Origin of the sequence: Streptomyces sp. NPDC017940 (assembly GCF_044328435.1) — a bacterium.
GTDB lineage: Bacteria > Actinomycetota > Actinomycetes > Streptomycetales > Streptomycetaceae > Streptomyces.
Map to the genome: position 1 here is coordinate 697,501 of NZ_JBIRHJ010000003.1, position 16,628 is coordinate 714,128.

15 protein-coding genes are annotated in these 16,628 nt (G+C 72.6%); 6 read left to right on the forward strand and 9 right to left on the reverse strand.

Annotated features, from left to right (window positions below):
* Positions 1–3: 3 nt before the first annotated feature.
* Positions 4–1,287 (forward strand): NlpC/P60 family protein, encoded by a 1,284-nt coding sequence (locus ACH4DX_RS13105; RefSeq protein WP_398155104.1) that lies wholly within the window; start codon positions 4–6, stop codon positions 1,285–1,287.
* 6 nt (positions 1,288–1,293) lie between these two features.
* Here the strand turns inward: ACH4DX_RS13105 and ACH4DX_RS13110 are convergent, their stop codons facing one another.
* Entirely contained in the window at positions 1,294–1,647 is a 354-nt protein-coding gene (locus tag ACH4DX_RS13110) for a hypothetical protein (protein ID WP_398155105.1), read from the reverse strand.
* Positions 1,648–2,230: 583 nt separating this feature from the next.
* On the opposite strand from ACH4DX_RS13110, the gene ACH4DX_RS13115 reads away from it, so the two are divergent.
* The gene (locus ACH4DX_RS13115) at positions 2,231–3,307 is read left to right on the forward strand and encodes an NlpC/P60 family protein (RefSeq protein ID WP_398155106.1); all 1,077 of its coding nucleotides are present in this window, start codon (positions 2,231–2,233) and stop codon (positions 3,305–3,307) included.
* 98 nt (positions 3,308–3,405) lie between these two features.
* Here the strand turns inward: ACH4DX_RS13115 and ACH4DX_RS13120 are convergent, their stop codons facing one another.
* Positions 3,406–4,260: a LuxR C-terminal-related transcriptional regulator gene (locus ACH4DX_RS13120; protein ID WP_398155107.1), complete on the reverse strand. Its 855-nt coding sequence runs from the start codon at positions 4,258–4,260 to the stop codon at positions 3,406–3,408.
* On the reverse strand, positions 4,257–5,549 hold the full coding sequence (locus ACH4DX_RS13125; protein ID WP_398121950.1) for a PspC domain-containing protein: 1,293 nt from the start codon (positions 5,547–5,549) through the stop codon (positions 4,257–4,259). The genes ACH4DX_RS13120 and ACH4DX_RS13125 overlap by 4 nt, the downstream gene beginning before the upstream one ends.
* A 252-nt stretch (positions 5,550–5,801) precedes the next feature.
* On the opposite strand from ACH4DX_RS13125, the gene ACH4DX_RS13130 reads away from it, so the two are divergent.
* The gene (locus ACH4DX_RS13130) at positions 5,802–7,157 is read left to right on the forward strand and encodes a PspC domain-containing protein (RefSeq protein ID WP_398155108.1); all 1,356 of its coding nucleotides are present in this window, start codon (positions 5,802–5,804) and stop codon (positions 7,155–7,157) included.
* A complete protein-coding gene (locus ACH4DX_RS13135; protein ID WP_398155109.1) occupies positions 7,144–7,569 on the forward strand; it encodes a hypothetical protein in 426 nt (141 codons plus the stop codon). The genes ACH4DX_RS13130 and ACH4DX_RS13135 overlap by 14 nt, the downstream gene beginning before the upstream one ends.
* 145 nt (positions 7,570–7,714) lie before the next feature.
* Here ACH4DX_RS13135 and ACH4DX_RS13140 read toward each other — a convergent pair whose 3' ends face one another.
* From ACH4DX_RS13140 to ACH4DX_RS13150, 3 genes are all read right to left on the reverse strand, one after another.
* A complete protein-coding gene (locus ACH4DX_RS13140) occupies positions 7,715–8,236 on the reverse strand; it encodes a DoxX family protein (RefSeq protein ID WP_398155110.1) in 522 nt (173 codons plus the stop codon).
* 218 nt (positions 8,237–8,454) lie between these two features.
* A complete protein-coding gene (locus tag ACH4DX_RS13145; protein WP_398155111.1) occupies positions 8,455–9,726 on the reverse strand; it encodes a hypothetical protein in 1,272 nt (423 codons plus the stop codon).
* A gap of 220 nt (positions 9,727–9,946) precedes the next feature.
* Complete coding sequence (locus ACH4DX_RS13150) at positions 9,947–10,735, reverse strand: class II aldolase/adducin family protein (protein WP_398155112.1); 789 nt, start codon at positions 10,733–10,735, stop codon at positions 9,947–9,949.
* Positions 10,736–10,922: 187 nt separating this feature from the next.
* Between ACH4DX_RS13150 and ACH4DX_RS13155 the strand changes: the two genes are divergently transcribed.
* Positions 10,923–11,402 carry a pyridoxamine 5'-phosphate oxidase family protein gene (locus ACH4DX_RS13155; RefSeq protein WP_398121944.1) on the forward strand — a complete coding sequence of 160 codons (480 nt, stop codon included), beginning with the start codon at positions 10,923–10,925 and terminating at the stop codon, positions 11,400–11,402.
* Positions 11,403–11,479: 77 nt separating this feature from the next.
* Here the strand turns inward: ACH4DX_RS13155 and guaA are convergent, their stop codons facing one another.
* Positions 11,480–13,060 (reverse strand): glutamine-hydrolyzing GMP synthase, encoded by a 1,581-nt coding sequence (gene guaA, locus ACH4DX_RS13160; RefSeq protein ID WP_398155113.1) that lies wholly within the window; start codon positions 13,058–13,060, stop codon positions 11,480–11,482.
* Positions 13,061–13,543: 483 nt separating this feature from the next.
* Between guaA and ACH4DX_RS13165 the strand changes: the two genes are divergently transcribed.
* Entirely contained in the window at positions 13,544–13,876 is a 333-nt protein-coding gene (locus ACH4DX_RS13165) for a chorismate mutase (protein WP_398155114.1), read from the forward strand.
* 1,171 nt (positions 13,877–15,047) lie between these two features.
* Here the strand turns inward: ACH4DX_RS13165 and ACH4DX_RS13170 are convergent.
* Together ACH4DX_RS13170 and ACH4DX_RS13175 are read right to left on the reverse strand one after the other, a co-directional pair.
* Entirely contained in the window at positions 15,048–15,542 is a 495-nt protein-coding gene (locus ACH4DX_RS13170) for a hypothetical protein (RefSeq protein ID WP_398155115.1), read from the reverse strand.
* A 561-nt stretch (positions 15,543–16,103) separates the two neighbouring features.
* Positions 16,104–16,493: a hypothetical protein gene (locus ACH4DX_RS13175; protein ID WP_398155116.1), complete on the reverse strand. Its 390-nt coding sequence runs from the start codon at positions 16,491–16,493 to the stop codon at positions 16,104–16,106.
* Positions 16,494–16,628 lie beyond the last annotated feature (135 nt).

Sequence of the window (16,628 nt, forward strand, 5' to 3'; positions counted from 1 at the left end):
GTCTTGGCGTCGCACCGCAAGCCGCGCAGCCGACCGGCCCGCGTCCGCACGACCCCCGCGCTCGGCATCACCACGGCCGCCCTGACGTCGGTGGCCCTGCTCTCGCAGAGCGCGCACGCCGCGCCGTCCGCCCCCACCGAGCCCGGGAAGCCAAGCCTAGAAGAGGTGCAGAAGAAGGTCGACGACCTCTACCACCAGGCCGGGGTGGCCACACAGAGGTACAACTCCGCCAAGGAGAGCACCGACAAGCAGCGCAAGAAGGTCGACCGTCTCCTGGACGACGTGGCCAGGCGCACGGACCGTCTGAACGAAGCCCGTCAGGAGCTCGGCTCCTTCGCCGCCGCGCAGTACCGGACCGGAGCCGTCTCCGAGACGGCCACGATGCTGCTCGCCGACGACCCGAAGGGCTTCTTCGACCAGAACCACCTCGCCGACCGGCTCACCAACCGTCAGAAGAAGGCCGTCGACGACTACCGGACGCAGCAGGTCTCGGCGACCGAGCAGCGCGCGAAGGCCGCCAAGAGCCTGCGGACGCTACAGGACTCGCGCGACGCCCTCAGAACGAGCAAGCAGACCGTCCAGACCAAGCTCACCGAGGCGCGCTCGCTCCTGTCGAAGCTGACCGCCGAGGAGAAGGCGCGCCTCGCCGCGATCGAGAAGCGGAAGAAGGAGGCCGCCGAGCGCGAGGCGGCGGAGCTCGCGCGCGAGCAGGCGGAGGCGGAGCGGGAGCGGAAGGCGGAGGAGGCCGCGGAGCGGAGCGCGCGGGACCGTGAGCAGGGGCAGGAGCAAGGACAGGGACAGGGCCAGGGCCAGGGGTCCGGTGCGGGTTCGGGCTCCGGCTCCGGCTCCGGCTCCGGCTCCGACCAGGGCAGCGGTCCAGGTGGGGGCTCGGGGGCGGGTTCCGGTTCGCGCTCGGGGAGCACCGGAGGCAGCTACGCGGCGAAGGCCGAGAAAGTGATCGGCTTCGCCGAGCAGCAGATGGGCAAGCCCTACGTGTGGGGTGCCGCGGGCCCCGACTCCTTCGACTGCTCCGGCCTCACCCAGGCCGCCTGGAAGACCGCGGGCATCTCCCTGCCACGCACCACCTGGGACCAGGTGAAGACGGGCACGACCGTCTCGAAGGCGAACGCCCGGCGGGGTGACCTCGTCTTCTTCTACGACGACATCAGCCACGTCGGCATCTACATCGGCGGCGGCAAGATGATCCACGCCCCCAAGCCCGGTGCGAACGTCCGGGTCGAGTCCATCTCCTACATGCCGATCCACAGCGTGGTGCGCCCGGCATAGAGCTCCCTACGTCCACAGGACGGCGATGAAGATGTTCGCCACCGTCAGCGCCCCGACGGTGGCGAACATCGCCTTGTCCACCTTGTCCTCGTCCCGCTTCACGTACACGAGGCCGAGAATCACGATCAACAGGGCCAGCTTGATGCCGATCTTGACGTTGTTGACCGTGTTGTCGTCGGCCTGATTCAGACCGACAAGAACGACGCCAGTGATCAACATGGTCAATGCGCCGTGCAGCATCGCGGGGCTGAACCGGGCCGTGCCCGCACCCATCGCCTTCATCTGGGCGAGGAAGCCGCCCAGGAGCGCAGCGATGCCGATGATGTGCAGTCCGACGAAGAGATGGATGAGTACGTCCATGGGGCGGAGCCTAATTCCCGGTGCGCGGATCCGGCCGCGCGGGGCAGGGCTCCGACCGCGCGGGGCAGGCCCCCAGCCCGGGGCAGGACTGCCACCGCCCGGGGCAGGGCTCCCATCGCCCGGGGCACGGTTCCGCCCTCGTGGGGCACGACCCTGGCCACCCGGGACGCGGCACGACCGCCCGGGGCACGGCGCGGCGGGCACCCCGGACGCCTGGTGCACCGGGGGCGTTAGCACTCCCACCGGACAGGCGGGCCACATGGACCACATCGGTCACGCACTTGGTGAACCCGTCGGCGAAGCCGGGACGGAACGCTCGTATCCGTTCATCCCTTGCGCCACATCCGCCGTTAGCGCACAACGGGTCACGAAGGGGTGACGGTGAGTTTAACGTCCTCTGTCAGGTGACCGGCCCCCACCGTCGTCCGGACCAGGGACGGCAGCCGGCCACCTCCGCCGAGAAAGTCCGGCGGCGTCCCGTCTCCCCTGTGCGGACGTCGCCGGACCGGTACCGGACCCCGGCCGGCAAGGGCGGGCCCGGCCCACGAGGGCCCCGCCCCGCAAGGAAGGACGTGGAGCCTCCGTGGCAGCGCACCGCAAGCCCAAGAAGCGCTCGCTCAGCGGCAGTACGGCCCGTACGGCCGCGACATTCGCCCTCGCGTCGGCCGCCACCGCGACCGCCTTCGAAGGCACCGGCCACGCGGACCCGCGGCTCACTCCCAGCGAGGTGAAGGCCAAGGTCGACGCGCTCTACCGCGAGGCCGAGGTCGCCACCGAGAAGTACAACGGCGCCAAGGAGAAGGCCGACCGCGCCGAAACGGCCCTCGACGGCCTCCGCGACGAAGCCGCCCGCAAGGCGGACCGGCTCAACACCGCGCGCCAGGACCTGGGTTCGCTGGCCGCCGCCCAGTACCGCAAGGGTGCCATCGACCCGTCCATGCAGCTCGTACTCTCCTCCGACCCCGACACCTACCTCGACCGGGCCGCCCGCGCCGACCGCGTCGGCCACCGTCAGGCCGCAGAGATCGCCGGCGTACGGCGCCAGGTCCGCTCCCTCGACCAGCTCCGCACCGAGGCCACCGACACCCTCAAGGACCTCGAGTCCCGTCAGGCGGAGCTGCGGAAGCACAAGAAGACGGTGACCGGAAAGCTGGGCGAGGCCAGGCGGCTGCTCGCCCGGCTGACCGAGGAGGAGCGCGCCCGCGTGACCGGCGGTGCCCGCACCGGCTCGCTGGGAGCGGCCGCGGAGGGCGCCAGGGCGTCACGCGCAGCCGCGCGCGGCACCGCGCCCGACGGCGTCAAGGCACCCGACTCCCGCGCCGGTGCGGCCGTCTCGTACGCCTACAACGCTCTGGGCAGCCCCTACGTGTGGGGCGCCACCGGCCCCAACGCCTTCGACTGCTCCGGCCTCACCCAGGCCGCGTACCGCGCCGCGGGTGTCTCCCTGCCGCGCACGACCTACGCCCAGATCGACACCGGCCGGCGCGTCTCCCGCGCCGACCTCCAACCGGGCGACCTGGTCTTCTTCTACCCGGGCATCAGCCACGTCGGCCTCTACGTAGGCGACGGCAAAATGATCCACGCCCCGAACCCGAGCGCCCCCGTTCGGATCGCCCCCGTCGACGAGATGCCGTTCGCCGGGGCGACACGGATCGCGTAGGGCCGCGACTCCGCGCGTATGCCGTGGCGCGGGGGGACCGGGCCGCGGTCTCGGGGCTGAGCCCTGGGCTGCGGGGCCCGACCTCCGGGCCCCGGCGGTCAGACCAGGCGCCGCGCCGTCGCCCACCGCGTCAGTTCATGTCTGTTCGACAGCTGGAGCTTCCGCAGGACCGCCGACACATGCGACTCGACCGTCTTCACGGAGATGTAGAGCTGCTTGGCGATCTCCTTGTACGCGTACCCGCGCGCGATGAGGCGCAGCACCTCGCGCTCTCGCTGCGTGAGGCGGTCCAGGTCCTCGTCCACCGGCGCCGCGTCCGTGGAGGCGAAGGCGTCCAGGACGAAGCCCGCGAGCCTCGGCGAGAACACCGCGTCCCCCTCCTGGACCCGGAAGATCGAGTCCACCAGGTCCGTACCGGTGATCGTCTTGGTGACATAGCCGCGGGCACCGCCCCGGATGACCCCGATGACGTCCTCCGCCGCGTCCGACACCGACAGCGCGAGAAACCGCACCGGGTTCTCCGCGTCCACCATCAACGACGCGCATCTGCGCAGGACTTCGACCCCGCCGCCGCCCGGCAGATGTACGTCGAGCAGCACCACCTCGGGGCGCGTCGCCGTGATGACCGAGACCGCCTGGTCGACGTCGGCGGCCTCCCCGATCACCTCGACACCCGTACGCGCCGTCTGGCCGATCTCCGCCTGCACTCCTGTACGGAACATGCGGTGGTCGTCGACCAGCACCACCCGCACCCGCCGCCCCGTATCCCCCTCGGCCTCGACAGTCGCACTGGCACCACTGGCACCATCACCCACCCCGGCAGCCCCTCCGACATCGAGACCTCCCCCAGCCCCGGAAGCCCCGCTCGCCCCGGCGGCCCCGGCAGGCGGCCCCACGGGCCCCGCAGCCCCTGCCCGCTGCCCGGCCCCGCCCGCTTCGGTCGCGTCGCTCATGTCGCCGCCGTCCTCTCCATCTCCAGCTCGACTTCCGTGCCGCCGCCCGGCACCGCACGCAACCGTGCCGTACCGCCGTTGCGCTGCATACGGCCGATGATCGATTCTCGTACGCCCATGCGGTCGTCGGGCACGGCGTCCAGATCGAACCCCGGGCCCCGGTCCCGCACGGACACGAAGACCGTCTCCCCCTCGACCTCGGCGAAGACCTGCACCGCGCCGCCCTCGCCACCGTACTTGGCGGCGTTCACCATCGCTTCCCGCGCGGCCTGCGTCTGCGCCGTCAGTCTCTCGTCGAGCGGGCAGTCCCCGACGACCACCACCTCGATGGGGACGCCGTGCTTGTCCTCCACCTCCGCGGCGTCGCGCCGGACCGCTTCGGCGAGGGTGTCCGGCTCCTCCGCCTCGTCCTTGCCGGTGCCCTCCGGCTTGTACAGCCAGGCGCGCAGGTCGCGCTCCTGGGCCCGGGCGAGGCGGCGCACCTCCCCCGCGCTGTCCGCGTTGCGCTGGATCAGCGTGAGGGTGTGCAGCACCGAGTCGTGCACGTGCGCGGCGACTTCCGCGCGCTCCTGGGCGCGGATGCGCATCAGCCGCTCCTCGGAGAGGTCCTGGGTCATGCGTACGAGATAGGGGCCCGCGAGCAGCGCGATACCGACGAGCACAGCGAGCGCCGCCTGCAATGCCGCCCCGAGGTCGGAGGCGGAGCCACGCAGGACGAAGATGCCGGAGACGCCGACGCCGACGAGGAGCACACCGGCGCCGGTGCGCGCGATGGTGAGGGTGCGGCGTCTTCGGCCGACCTCCATCCAGCGGGCCCTGCGTGCGTTGTCCGCCTGCCGCCAGACGAGCGCGACGCCCGCGGCGACGAACAGGGTGGGCCACAGATACGCCTGCGTCGGGCCGCCGAGGTCCACGCTGCCGACGAAGACCATGGCGACGACGACCATGGCGAGCAGCGCGACTATCTGGCCCTTGTCGGGCTTGCGTGCGACGAGCTTGCGGCGGCCGTCCGGCGCCGTCTCGGTGGTGACCACGGTCTGCCGCTGGGCCTGCGAGCCGACGCCGCCCACGCCCAGCGGGACGAAGAACCAGAACGCCGCATACAGCAGCCCGCCCAAGCCATTGGCGAGGAACAGGCCGATGAAGATGATCCGCACCCAGATGACGGGCAGCCCCAGGTGCCCGGCGAGGCCGCGTGCGACCCCGCCGAGCAGGCGGCCCTCGCCGCTGCGATAGAGCTTCCGCAGCGGCCGCTCGTCTTCGATGGGTACAGCTGCGGCTTCCGGCATGCTCCGATATTCACACGTGGGCGCGGGCGGGGGCATCAGGGTCGAGCCCCGAGACTCCCCTGATCTCTGCCCCTGCCCCGCGGGTCTCTGGGCGGCGTCCTCCGCCGCCACGCCGAGCGCTCCGCCCGGCCCTCCACGGCCGGATCAGGGGCGGGCGCTCCGGGATGGTCAGGGGTGGTCAGGGATGATTTCAGGGTTCGGCCAGGGTTGTCCCGCCTGCCGCGGCGGGGCGCCGGCGGTCACCATGGAGTCATGACAGATCAGCAGCCCGCGCCGGGCCCGCAGGCCCCGCCGCGCGACCGTCTCTCCGCCCCGGCCGAGGCACCGGGCGGGCCGGAGGCCGTGCGTGAGCGCAAGTTCCGCCGCGACCGCCGGCACCGCAAGCTGGGCGGCGTGTGCGCGGGTCTGGGGCGGCACTGCGACATGGACCCGGTGATCTTCCGCATCGGCCTCGCGGTCCTCGCGATCACGAGCGGCCTCGGCCTGGTGTTCTACGGCTTCGCGTGGCTGTTCATCCCCTATGAGGACGAGGAGGAGAACGAGGCGCGCCGCCTGCTGACCGGCCGCGTGGACGGCCATGCGCTGACAGCCGTCCTGTTCTCTCTCGTGGGCTGCGGCGTCTTTCTGACCCTGCTGAACAACAGCAGTGCCCTGACCTTCGCCGCCGTCCTCGCCCTCCTGCTCGCGGGCGCGGGATATTGGTCGCAGCAGCGCGGCACCCCCGACCCGGACCCGGTGGCCGCCCAGGCCGTGGCGGACGCGCCGCCGGAGACCTTGGCCCCGCCGGTGGCCGGCGCCCCGTCCTGGTGGCGCGACCCCCTCACCAAGGGCGGGTCGCACGAAGGGATGCCGAACTACTTCTGGGGCCCGGCCCCGGTCGCGGTGGAGTATCAGCCGGACGCACCGCACGCGTCCGTGGGCCGGTGGACTCCGGGCCCGGCGCCCACCGGCCCGCCAGGCCCGCGCCTCCCCCGCGGCCCGCGCTGGATCGGCGGCTGGGTGTTCCTCGCGACGGTGCTCGCGGGCTCGCTCGGCACGGCCGCGACCTGGGAGGACCAGCCGCTCGGCACGAGTCTGCAAATGGGCTTCGCCTGCGGGCTCGCCGTGCTCGGCGTCGGCCTGGTGATCAGCTCCTTCGCCGGGCGTACGGGCGCGGGCTCGATCGTGCTCGCGCTGATCGTCGCGGCCCTGGTCGCGGGCTCCGCCGCCCTGCCCAAGAGCATCACCACGGACTGGATACGCACGGACTGGCGCCCGGCCGTGACGGCGGACGTCCGCTCGAAGTACGAGCTGGGGACAGGTGTGGGCACGCTCGACCTGAGCCGGATCGACCTGCGCGAGGACCAGACGCTGAAGACCGGGGCGGAAGTCGGCGCGGGCCGGTTGAAGGTGATCGTCCCGAGGGACGCAGAGGTGAAGCTGCGGGCCGAGGTGGGTGTCGGCGACATCCAGCTCCCCGCTGAGAGGAAGGACGACGTGGACATCTCCCCGGCCCGGACCGAGACGAAGACCCTCGCCCCGCCCCGGGGCGCGAAGGACGGCGGCACGGTCGAGCTGCGGCTCGAAGTCGGCGTCGGACAGGTGGAGGTGGAACGTGCTGCGTCATGAGTTCCAGCCCGGCAGGCTGGTGGCGGGCGTCTTCCTGGCCCTGGCCGGGCTGGTGTACGCGGGAGATTCGGGTGGCCTGTGGGACACCCCCTGGTTCGCGATCATCCCGATCGTGGCGGGAGGCCTGTTCCTCGCAGCGGCGACGGCGGCGGTGGCCCACCTCATACGCAGGGGCCGCGGCCCTCGGGCCGGGACCCGGGCGGACGCTCGGACCGGCTCCCCGGTCCGCTCCCAGGCGGCGGGCACGACCGTGCACGGGGACCTCCCCGCCGACCTGGAGCCCCCGCACCGCCTGGACACGCCGGAGGGCGCTCCGGCGGAACCGGAGAGCACTCTGGCGGAACCGGAGGACGCTGGGAGCCCCCCGGAGCGGCCGGACAGAGCACCGACGTCCGGTCCGGGCGCGCTCTAGCAGCGCGCGGGCACAGGCGGGCCGAGTCGGCCCAGCTCCAGCCTGGGCGGTCCGGTCGAGCCAGACAGCCCAGCCCAGGCCCAGGCCCAGGCCCAGGCAGCCCAGCCCAGCCCAGGCGGTCCGGGTCGAGCGCAGGCGGCCTGGTTCAGGCCGAGGCTCTGGAGTTGCGGCGTGCTGCCAGCCAGGCGTCGACGGACAGGTAGGGCGCGCCTGCGAGGACCAGGGGGAGCCAGGCCATCAGGTAGGGGAGGTCGTTGCCGTAGTAGTAGGGCTCCTCGTGCCAGCTCATGGTGAGCCAGAGGCTGAGGGAGATCAGGGCGCCGCCGAGTGCGGCGACGCGGGCGAGCAGGCCGATCAGGATGCCGATGCCGACGGCGAGTTCACCGAGGGCGATGGCGTAGCCGAAGCCGACGGGGCTCTTCAGGGCGAGGTCGACTAGTTCGGGGAAGGCGGCGAGGTCGCGGACGCCGCGCATGGTCTCGCCGAGGGAGCCGGTGCCGTTCGCCTTCATGAAGGCACTGTCGGTGATCTTGTCGAGGCCCGCGTAGATGAAGGTGACGCCGAGGAAGATCCTCAGTGGGAGCAGGGCGTAGTGGGTGGCGTTGTCCCGCCAGTCGTTCCGTCTGACGTAGTTGCTGTGGCTGTCCGTGCGCATGCCGTGAGCCATCGCCGTCCGCCGCCTCTCCGCACCTCGGCCGTTGCCTGGTCGACTGACGATACGTAGAGGAGGCACCCGCCGCTCAGTGGTGTGCGGCGGTTTCCTCGGCGGACTCCTCGTGGCGTTCACGAGGCCTTGGGGGGTCCTGGGAACTCGGGAGCAGGGGGAAGGGCGAAGGGGGAAGCCATGCGTCCATTTGGCGCGAGGCAGGTGGTGACGTGGGTCGGTCAGTCGGTGACGTCGATGGTGCAGCGGTTGGTCTCGGCGCCGGCCGCGGTGATCACTTGGACGTCGACGCGGCCGGGTTCGACGTCGACGGGTACGGGCACGGTCAGGACGGCGTCGGTCGGGTTGGTGAAGCCGCCGGGGACGGGCACCAGGGGCACGTGGACGTGGACGGCGCCGATGCGGACGGCCATCCTGGCCAGGCGGTCGGCGCTGCCGGCACCGGGCGGGACGAAGCCGGCGCCGCGGATCTCGATGTCGTCGCCGGTGCGGATCGGCGCGTCCAGGTCTCCGGCCTCGCGGGAGCGGACGACGGAGAGGATGACGGGCCGGCCGCCCTCGGCGTACTTGCCGGCCAGGTATGTGGCGGCGGACACGAGTACCAGCAGGGCGAGGCCCCAGGGCAGGTCCGGCAGCTGCGCGGGGCGGCGGGCGAGCCGGACGGCGGCGAAGGCCACGGCGACGACACTGACGAGGACGTACTGGACGTCGGCGAAGTGGCCGCGGCCCGCGTCGTCGGTGAGCAGGTCGGCGGCGCGCGGCCGGTGGGCGCGTACCTTTTGCAGCCGCTGGGCGAGGACGCGCAGGCCGACGACGCGGCGTACGAGGACGGCGACGCCGCAGACCACGGCGAGGACGGTCACGAGGCCAGCGGCCCGGCCGAGCCTGAGCCCGTCGACGAGTTCGTCGCGGGCGCCGTGGCCGGAGGCCGCCGCGAGCTCGCAGGCGAGGACGAGGACGGCGAAGACGACGAACAGCACCCAGCAGGCGGCCACGGCACGGGAGGTGGAGAGCCGGTTGTCCTCGCCGATCACGGGGGCGAGTACGCCGCCGCGGGCGCGGTGCAGATACGCGGCGCCGCTGAGGGTGAGGCCGACGAGGAGGGCGGCGAGCAGTCCGGCCGTGCGCGCGGGGCTCCAGCCCGTGCCGATGGCGGTGAGGGCCTGGACGAGCACGAGGGCGACGACCGCGGCCCAGACGACGACGAGGGTGCGCGGCCACAGGCGGGCGAGCCAGGCATCGCCCTCGGCGCGGCCGCGTTCGGCGACGAGCCGCGCGGACTGGGTCAGCTCGTCCGACACCCACTGGCGGGATGCGCCCGCGGAGTGGACGACGGCCGCGGGCACCCCTTGCCCGGTCGCCAACTCGTCCCGTTTGGCGAGGAACTCGGAGACGGCGCGCCGATGCCCCTCGCGCGCCCCGTGCGGGCTGCCACCGCACGCGCAACCACCCCCGTGCACCCCGGCCCCCTGCCTGGCTTCCTGCACCGCCACCGCGTACGCCGCCTTCCCCACCCTTGACCGGAGTCACCGCGGGAAGCGCGTCCGGATCTCCGTTCGGGCGCGCGTCCGTGAACTTCCTTGCGATGTCTGGGAATTGTGCCGTACGGACGCCTGTACGTGCTCCCTGGTTCAGGTCAGCGCGGGTGGTCCGGTGATCCGCGGGTTGACGCGGCGTCCGGTGTGGTACGCGTGTGCGGCGGCAGGGGCCGGGTCAGGTCAGCAGGTCGGGTTCGCTGCGGCTGATGTCCTGCCACAGGGACTGGTAGTTGATCCAGGCCACGAGGTCGCTGCCGAGTTGTTCGCGGGTCGCGACGGCATCCTTGTGGCCGATGAGGACGGGGCGGCCGGCGGCGCGGGCGGCGAGTTGGACCCGGCAGGAGCGTTCCATGGAGATGAACCACCAGGCGGCGGCGTCGACGGAGCCGCCGATGGTGAGCAGCCCGTGGTTGCGCAGGACCAGGGCCTTGTGGTCGTCGTGGTCACCGAGGGCGGCGGCGACGCGGCGGCTTTCGTCGGCGTCGACGGTGACTCCGGTGTAGGCGTCGTACAGGGCGTGGCTCTGGTAGAAGGCGCAGGACTCCTGGGTGATGGGTTCGAGGAGTTCACCGAGGGCGGCCAGGGCTCGGCCGTAGGTGGAGTGGCAGTGGGCGACGGCGTCGGGCCGGGCCCGGTGGACCTGGGCGTGCACGGTGAAGGCGGCCTGGTTGACGTGGTGGCGGCCCTCGACGACCTGGCCGTCCCCGTTGGCGAGGACGAGGTCGCTCACGGTGATGTGGCGGAAGGGCATGCCGAACGGGTTCACCCAGAAGCAGTCGTCGTACGCGGGGTCGCGGGCGGTGATGTGCCCGGAGACGCCGTCCTCGTACCCGAGGCGCCCGAAGATCCTGAGGGCGCCGGCGAGCCGTTCCTTGCGGTGGCGCCGTTCGTCCTCCGGAGTCTCGTGGACCGGCGGCATCGCGAACTGCAATTTCTCGACGGGTATCGGTGTGGGCGCCTGCATGGGTCCTCCGTCTCTGGCGTCCCTGGCCGTACGGAGCGGAAGTTACCCCCGGTCAGCGCAGGACAACAGGGGTCTTCCGGGGAGCGGGCACGGAATCGGGAGGGGTGGGCGGCGCGGCCCGCGTGCTGGGGGCGGGGGCGTGGAAAAGCAGACATGGGGTGTCGTGTTCGGGTGCGAGGGTCGGTGCATGACGAGCAACTGGGCGGCCTTCTCGGCTGCGGAACCGGAGCTGGCGCGGACCGTCGAGGACCGGTTCGGACAGTTCGCGCACCACGTCCTCGCGACGCTGCGCAAGGACGGGTCGCCGCGCACGACGGGCCTGGAAGTGCGGTTCCTGAACGGCGAGCTGTGGTTCGGGATGATGCCGGGTTCGGTGAAGGCGCTGGATCTGCGTCGCGACCCGCGGTTCGCGCTACAGGCGAATCCGGGGGCGGGTACGGGGATGGCGGGCGGCGACGTACGGATCGCGGGACGAGCGGTGGAGGTGCGGGACGGGGCGACGAGGGCGTCGTACGTGGACGAGGTGCGGCCGCCGGACCCGACGGCGTTCCACCTGTTCCGCACGGAGCTGACGGAGGTCGTGCGGACGTACATCGAGGAGGAGAGGTATCTGGCGGTGCAGCTCTGGAGGCCGGGGCGGCCGCTGGAGAAGTCCAGGCGGACGTGAGAACGCCGGTGCCGCCGCCCGGGTCGGGGACGGCGGCACCGGCGTTCAGGCCGGGAGGCGGGCCGGGGCCGTGGGGACTACTCCCACTCGATGGTGCCCGGCGGCTTGCTGGTCACGTCGAGGACGACGCGGTTGACGTCGGCGACCTCGTTGGTGATGCGGGTGGAGATGCGGGCCAGCACGTCGTACGGCAGGCGGGACCAGTCGGCCGTCATGGCGTCTTCGGAGGAGACGGGGCGCAGCACGATCGGGTGGCCGTAGGTGCGGCCGTCGCCCTGGACGCCGACGGAGCGGACGTCGGCGAGGAGCACGACGGGGCACTGCCAGATGTCACGGTCGAGGCCGGCCGCGGTCAGCTCCTCGCGGGCGATGGCGTCGGCCTCGCGGAGCAGGTCGAGACGGTCCTTGGTGACCTCGCCGACGATGCGGATGCCGAGGCCGGGGCCCGGGAACGGCTGGCGCTGGACGATCTCGTCGGGCAGGCCGAGCTCCTGGCCGACCATGCGCACCTCGTCCTTGAAGAGCTTGCGCAGCGGCTCGATGAGCTGGAACTCGAGGTCCTCGGGGAGGCCGCCCACGTTGTGGTGGGACTTGATGTTGGCGGTGCCGGTGCCGCCGCCGGATTCGACCACGTCCGGGTACAGGGTGCCCTGGACCAGGAACTCCACCGGCTGGTCACCCGGCGCCTCGGCGACGATCTCGGCCTGGGCCTGCTCGAAGACGCGGATGAACTCGCGACCGATGATCTTCCGCTTCTGCTCGGGGTCGGACACCCCGGCGAGCGCGGCGAGGAATCGCTCCTGGGCGTCGACGACCTTCAGCTGCACGCCGGTGGCGGCCACGAAGTCCTTCTCGACCTGCTCGGTCTCGTCCTTGCGCATCAGGCCGTGGTCGACGTACACGCAGGTCAGCTGGGATCCGATGGCCTTCTGTACGAGGGCTGCGGCGACCGCGGAGTCCACGCCGCCGGACAGGCCGCAGATGGCGCGCTTGGTGCCGACCTGCTCGCGGATGGCGGCGACCTGCTCGTCGATGACGTTGTCGGTCGTCCAGGACGGCGTGAGGCCCGCGCCCCGGTACAGGAAGTGCTCCAGGACCTGCTGGCCGTGCGTGGAGTGCATGACCTCGGGGTGGTACTGGACGCCGTACAGCTTCTTCTCGTCGTTCTCGAAGGCGGCGACCGGGACGACGTCCGTGGAGGCCGTGACCGTGAACCCTTCGGGGGCGGCGCTGCACGCGTCGCCGTGCGACATCCACACCGGCTGTTCCGCGGGGGTGCCTTCGAAGAGGGTCGAGCCGGACTTGGACACGTGCAGCGGCGTGCGGCCGTACTCACGGGCGCCGGTGTTGTCGACCTGGCCGCCGAGGGACGTCGCCATCAGCTGGAAGCCGTAGCACATGCCGAAGACGGGGACGCCGGCCTCGAAGAGGTCACGGTCCACCACAGGAGCGTGCTCGGCGTACACCGAGGACGGACCGCCGGAGAGGATTATCGCCGCGGGGTTCTTGGCGAGCATCTCGGCAACCGGCATGGTGCTCGGCACGATCTCGCTGTAGACCCGGGCCTCGCGGACGCGACGGGCGATGAGCTGGGCGTACTGCGCTCCGAAGTCGACGACCAGGACGGTGTCGGGGGCGGCGGGCGGCGCTACTGGCACGGTTTGCCTTCCGGCGGTGAGCAAGGGGTGAGTGGTTTCGATTCTAACGGGGGTGGAGCGGGGGTGCCCGCAGCGCTTCTGGGGGCCTGCGCAGGGGGCTCCTGGGGGCCTGCGCAGGGGACTCATGAGGCCCTGTGCAGGGGGCTGGCTTCTTGGGGGCCTGGGCAGGGGGCTCCCGGGGCCGCGGCAGGGGGTTCCCGGGGCCGCGGGCGGGGTCCTGGACCGTGCAGGGGGCCTTTTGGGCCGGGCAGGGGGCGCGCGGTCGGGGCGCGCGGGCTCGTCGACTACACTCCCCGCCATGCGCAAGCACTCGACCTCCGTCTTTACCTATGGCACCCGGCCCGCCGGCTGCCATGGTCGAGCTGCTTGACGTAACGACAAGCGACTTCCCAGGCGCCCCGGGCCGACAAGGCCCGGGGCGTCCTGTCGTTTCCGGGCACTGTCGCCGCCCCGGGGCCCCGCGCCCGAACGAGGAGCCCCACCATGAACGCCAGCACCGTCACCGTCACCGGCGCCACCACCGGCACCGGCACCGCCTCCGCTTCCGCCGACTCCGGCGCCCGCACCCCCGCAGCCGCCGAAGTGATCGGAGGTGCCCGCGAGCGCATCGACGCGCTCGACGACCGGATCATCGGGCTCGTCCAGGAACGCATGGCCGTCTCCGCCGTCGTCCAGGAGGCCCGCATCGGCTCGGGCGGGCGGCGCGTGCACCTCGCCCGCGAGATGGAGATCCTCAGCCACTACCGGGACGCCCTCGGCAAGCCCGGCACGCAGCTGGCCATGACGCTCCTCGAGCTGTGCCGGGGCCGCGTCTGAGCCTGGCGCGAAACCGGGGGGCGCCGGGGCGCACCGGGAAGCACCGGCAGACGCGGGGAGCGCCGCACAGCACCGGAAAGCGCTGGGAAGCGCCGGACCGGCGCCGGTGGACACGGAACCGCTGCGCCACGGAACTGAGTTCGGATCCGCTCTCACCCGTACGGCGCGTGACCGGTTCCGGACGGGCTTCGTTGGTCCCGGTGTCCGTGCCAGCCAGGGGCGGGCCGCAAGAACCACGCGTGGCTCCGCTGGGGCGATGAGGCGTACGCGTCACGGGTACGCCGTGGGACCTCGTCCCAGAGAAGTGACCGGACGGCAGGGGACAGCAGCCCGGTCACCCAGGGAACGGTCGGCCCCGGGGACGCCCGGGGCCGGTCGGCCCGGTCCCCCTCCCCGCCGACCTTCCTTCCCCCACCAGCTTTTCCGAGCACCTGAGCACCCGAGCGCCCGAGCACTCCGGATCCCTCACGTTCTCCCGCGTCCCACGTCTCTCCAGCGTCCCCGGTCTTTGGCGCTCCCCCGGTTTCCCGGGCTCCTCCGTGCTCCCGCCACCGCTCATTCATCCGTTCTCACCACTGGCCCGCGCCCCGCCGTCTTCGCAGCCCCGGCCATTCTCAGCTCCTGCCGACGAGATGTCGTCGAAACGGTTGCGCGGAGAACGGGCCATCGTCCACGATGCGTAGAGGAGAGGGGCTGACCACCCCGTTCTTCACAACCCCACTGCCATTGGTCTAAACCAGGCGCGCTCCCCGGGCGCGCCGGGTAGGCCACCGGCTCGTTCAGCCAGCGGCGCACCCCCCGGCGCCGCCCTGCGGCACCGGCGCTGCCCTGACGTCGGTGCTGACAGCCAAGGGCCCCGCGGATCCGTCCCGCGGGGCCCTTCGCTTCGTTTACGGGGCCCGGGGTGGCCCCAGGCCTGGGGTGGCCGCACGCCTGGGGTGGCCGCACGCCCGGGGTCCGCACCGTGCACGGTCCGTCCGGGCGGGGTCCCTGCCGAGGGCTCCCCAACCCCGCCCCTTCCCGAAACTGGGGCTCCGCCCCAGACCCCGCTCCTCAAACGCCGGAGGGGCTGGAGATCGACCGCCGACCGGGCGGGAACCCGGACCCTGGAGGGGCTGAAGGCCGAACGACAGGAGAAGCCGGAGTACGCGCCCTCGGCTCCCCCGCCGCCCTACCCCACCTTCCCCAGCTGCGCGTCCACCACCGTCGACGGAACCACCGGCTCCTCGTCCGCCCCGGCCGAGCCCGGAACGTCCCCGCCGCCCGCCTCGCGGGACTCCTCGCCGGCGGCCACCCCCTGCGGGTCATAGAAGTTCTTCACGGCGAAGGAGACGAGCGTCGAGCCGTCGCGGACCACGACGACGGAGTGCCGTCGCACGTACGACTCCTCACGGCTGCCGATCCTGTACGCCACGGCCTCGTCGCCCTTGTCCGGGGCCGGCCGGGGTGCGACACCGGTGTACCGCATGCCGCCCGCGCGGAACGCCGCGCACGTCTTCGACTTCACCGCCGAGCGCAGGTCCCGCAGCGCGCCGCGCGCACCGTCGGCGCTGTCGTACGCGAACAGCTCGACGTCCGTCACCCCGCCCTCGGTCCGCCGGCTCTTCGGCGCCACCGCGCGCCCCGCGTGCGCCGTCGCGTTCGGCGGAGTAACGGGCGCCAGCATGTCCGAAAGTGGTCGGCAGGCAGCCGGGTTCGCGGGGGCGCCGTCCGACACGGCCGCCATCCTCGACCGCTCCCTGCGGCCGACGGAGTACCCCTCCAGGTCACCCTTGGCCACCAGGGACGCCGTCAGCCTCCTCGCCGCCGCCGAATCGGAACCGCCCTCGCGGTCGCCGGAACCCTTCGGATCCGGCGTCGTATGCCGATCCGGCGTCGTATGCGGTTTCGGCGTCGTATGCGGATTCGGCTTCGCCTGCGACGTCGAAGACCCCCCGCCGTCACGGCCATCGCGGCCATCGCCGCCGGTACCGCCCTCACCACCACCGCACGCGGCGGTCAGGCCCAGCACGGCCGCGACCGAGACGGACACCACGCCACGCGACACAGCTGTCTTCACGTTCCCCCACTTCCCTGCGCGCGGCTGCGCCGACCACAGGGATCCCGGCACACCCGCGCCACACACGTCCATGCGGAGTCACCCGCACATGCGGAGTCAGCCGCACCCCTTCTACGACTGAAGATCGCCGTCAGCGGTTCCGTGCGAGCCAGGGGCGCCGCCGCCCCCTCACTGCCAGGGCCAGAACCGGTACGGGCTGAGGAGCGCGATCGTCAGGACCATGCAGCCCGCCACGATCACCACGCTGCGCACCTGGCGCCACCGCCCCGATCCGCCGCCGCGTACGGAACCCGTGGGCGCCGCGCGCCACTCGTCGGGGCGCCAGGGCTGCGCGGACTCCTCCCTGCGCTTGCGCCGCTTGCGGCCCACGACCCCCTGCGCGTGCTGCCGCGCCGCCTCCTCGTCCAGGCGGCGCAGCCGCTCGGCGACCATGCGCGCCCGCGCGGACGGCTCCTTGGGCGCCGACGCCCTGATGTCGCGCTCGCTGTCCTCCTCGAACCTGCGCCACACCTCGTCGGGTATGGACGCCTCGTCGTCGGGCTCACGCGGCGACTGCACGGACACTGTGCCCCCCTCAATCCCTCTCTCGGCATGCTGAATCCCCCACGGGGCCCACAGACGAGCCCGCGGACCAGCCCGCGGACGAGCCCGCGGACAAGCCCGGGGCCGACCCCGCAGGCGCGCCCCCAGGCG

Coding starts and splice junctions, on each gene's coding strand:
- ACH4DX_RS13110 (WP_398155105.1), bottom strand. CDS start 1,647: ATGGACGTACTCATCCATCTCTTCGTCGGACTGCACATCATCGGCATC.
- ACH4DX_RS13120 (WP_398155107.1), bottom strand. CDS start 4,260: ATGAGCGACGCGACCGAAGCGGGCGGGGCCGGGCAGCGGGCAGGGGCT.
- ACH4DX_RS13125 (WP_398121950.1), bottom strand. CDS start 5,549: ATGCCGGAAGCCGCAGCTGTACCCATCGAAGACGAGCGGCCGCTGCGG.
- ACH4DX_RS13130 (WP_398155108.1), top strand. CDS start 5,802: ATGACAGATCAGCAGCCCGCGCCGGGCCCGCAGGCCCCGCCGCGCGAC.
- ACH4DX_RS13140 (WP_398155110.1), bottom strand. CDS start 8,236: ATGGCTCACGGCATGCGCACGGACAGCCACAGCAACTACGTCAGACGG.
- ACH4DX_RS13150 (WP_398155112.1), bottom strand. CDS start 10,735: ATGCAGGCGCCCACACCGATACCCGTCGAGAAATTGCAGTTCGCGATG.
- ACH4DX_RS13155 (WP_398121944.1), top strand. CDS start 10,923: ATGACGAGCAACTGGGCGGCCTTCTCGGCTGCGGAACCGGAGCTGGCG.
- ACH4DX_RS13165 (WP_398155114.1), top strand. CDS start 13,544: ATGAACGCCAGCACCGTCACCGTCACCGGCGCCACCACCGGCACCGGC.
- ACH4DX_RS13170 (WP_398155115.1), bottom strand. CDS start 15,542: ATGCTGGCGCCCGTTACTCCGCCGAACGCGACGGCGCACGCGGGGCGC.